Source organism: Mesorhizobium sp. M7A.F.Ca.CA.002.09.1.1 (assembly GCF_003998555.1).
Classification (GTDB): Bacteria; Pseudomonadota; Alphaproteobacteria; order Rhizobiales; family Rhizobiaceae; genus Mesorhizobium; species Mesorhizobium ciceri.
Genome location: NZ_RZRR01000944.1, coordinates 1 through 2,087, shown reverse-complemented (window position 1 = coordinate 2,087; position 2,087 = coordinate 1). Strand labels below are relative to the sequence as shown.

Genomic DNA, 2,087 nt, shown 5'->3' with positions numbered 1-2,087 from the left:
TCTCGGTACAGCCGAAGGAAGACACCGCGCTGGTGCGCGGCGTCAACATGATCCGCCGTCACCAGAAGCAGTCCCAGTCCCAAGAGGGCGGGATCATCACCAAGGAAGCGCCGATCCAGCTGTCGAACATCGCGCTGGCCGACCCCAAGGATGGCAAGCCGACCCGCGTCGGCTTCATCTTCCAGAAGGACGGCAAGAAGGTGCGCGTCGCCAAGCGCTCGGGAGAAGTCATCAATGGCTAAGGCTCAAACCACGAAGCCCACGGCTGAAAGCAAACAGTCCAAGGCTCAGAACACGCCGCGCCTCAAGCAGGTCTACAACGAGACCATCCGCAAGGCGCTGCAGGAACAGTTCGGCTACGACAACGAGATGCAGGTTCCGCGCATCGACAAGATCGTGCTGAACATGGGCGTCGGCGAAGCGACCGCCGATTCGAAGAAGCCTTCGATCGCGGCCGAAGACCTGGCGATGATTGCCGGCCAGAAGGCCGTCGTCACCCGCGCCCGCAACTCGATCGCCGGCTTCAAGGTCCGCGAGAAGATGCCAATCGGCGCCAAGGTCACGTTGCGCAAGGAACGGATGTATGAGTTCCTCGACCGCCTCGTGAACATCGCACTGCCGCGCGTCCGCGACTTTCGCGGACTGAATCCGAAGAGCTTCGATGGCCGTGGCAACTACGCCATGGGCATCAAGGAACACATCGTGTTCCCGGAGATCAACTACGACAAGGTTGATCAGATCTGGGGCATGGACGTCATCGTTTGTACGACTGCGAAGACGGACGACGAAGCCAGGGCATTGCTCAAGGCCTTCAACTTCCCCTTCCGCCAGTAACGGCAGCGAGAAAAGGAAAAATCTGAAATGGCAAAGACCAGCTCAGTCGAGAAGAACAACAGGCGCCGCAAGCTTGCCGACCAGTACGGTCCCAAGCGGGCTGCGCTCAAGGCGATCATCATGGATCAGTCCAAGCCGATGGAAGAGCGTTTCCGCGCTCAGCTCAAGCTTGCTGCCATGCCGCGCAACTCGGCCAAGATCCGCATCCGCAACCGCTGCGAAGTCACCGGCCGTCCGCGCGCCTACTATCGCAAGCTCAAAGTATCGCGCATCGCGCTTCGTGATCTCGGCAATAACGGCCAGATCCCGGGCCTGGTCAAGTCGAGCTGGTAAGGAGGACATAACATGTCATTGAGCGATCCTCTCGGCGATATGCTGACCCGCATCCGCAACGCGTATGGCCGCAAGAAGTCGAGCGTTTCGACGCCGGCTTCGCGTCTGCGCACCCGCGTCCTCGACGTGCTGAAGGCTGAAGGCTATATCCGCGATTACAGCCAGACCGACTTCGACAACGGCAAGTCCGAAATCGAGATCGAGCTGAAGTATTTCGACGGCGCGCCGGTCGTGCGCGAAATCGCCCGCGTTTCGAAGCCAGGCCGCCGCGTCTATGTTTCGGCCAAGTCGATTCCGCAGGTCGCAAACGGCCTCGGCATCGCCATCCTTTCGACACCGAAGGGCGTGATGGCCGACCATGAAGCACGTGAACAGAACGTCGGCGGTGAGATCCTCTGCCAGATCTTCTGATCTGGCAGTTGACCGCAAAGTGGAATCCGGTCTTCGGATCGTTCCCGAAGACAGAGACCTGAAACAAGAGAAGTGACGAGGACAACAAAATGTCTCGTATTGGAAAGAAACCCGTTTCGCTGCCGCAGGGCGTGACCGCGACCGTCAACGGCCAGACCGTGACGGCGAAGGGCCCCAAGGGTGAGCTGAAGTTCGTGGTGAACGACGAAGTGCTGGTCAAGATGGAAGGCAGCGAGATCGCTGTCCAGCCGCGCGACCAGACCAAGACCGCCCGCTCCAAGTGGGGCATGTCGCGCACGCAGATCGTCAACATCCTGCAGGGTGTCAAGGACGGTTTCGAGAAGAAGCTCGAGATCACCGGCGTCGGCTATCGCGCGGCACTTCAGGGCAAGAACCTGCAGCTGGCGCTTGGCTTCAGCCATGACGTCGTCTATGAGACGCCGCAGGGCATCACCATCACCGTGCCGAAGCCGACTGAAATCACTGTGGCCGGCATCGACAAGCAGCAG

5 protein-coding genes are annotated in these 2,087 nt (G+C 60.0%); all 5 read left to right on the top strand.

The annotated features are described in order from the left end of the window. Window positions 1-242, top strand: a 242-nt coding sequence (gene rplX, locus EN994_RS28700) for a 50S ribosomal protein L24 (RefSeq protein ID WP_127308018.1), incomplete at its 5' end; no start/stop codon positions are given. Continuing rightward, entirely contained in the window at window positions 235-834 is a 600-nt protein-coding gene (gene rplE, locus EN994_RS28695) for a 50S ribosomal protein L5 (protein WP_063168070.1), read from the top strand. The genes rplX and rplE, both read left to right, overlap by 8 nt. Before the next feature lie 27 nt (window positions 835-861). Further along, window positions 862-1,167, top strand: coding sequence for a 30S ribosomal protein S14 (gene rpsN / locus EN994_RS28690; RefSeq protein WP_013895695.1), 306 nt, complete (start codon window positions 862-864; stop codon window positions 1,165-1,167). Window positions 1,168-1,179: 12 nt separating this feature from the next. Then, window positions 1,180-1,578, top strand: a complete 399-nt coding sequence (rpsH, locus tag EN994_RS28685) for a 30S ribosomal protein S8 (RefSeq protein WP_013531431.1) — start codon at window positions 1,180-1,182, stop codon at window positions 1,576-1,578. A gap of 89 nt (window positions 1,579-1,667) precedes the next feature. Then, window positions 1,668-2,087, top strand: a 420-nt coding sequence (rplF, locus tag EN994_RS28680; protein WP_127308017.1) for a 50S ribosomal protein L6, incomplete at its 3' end; no start/stop codon positions are given.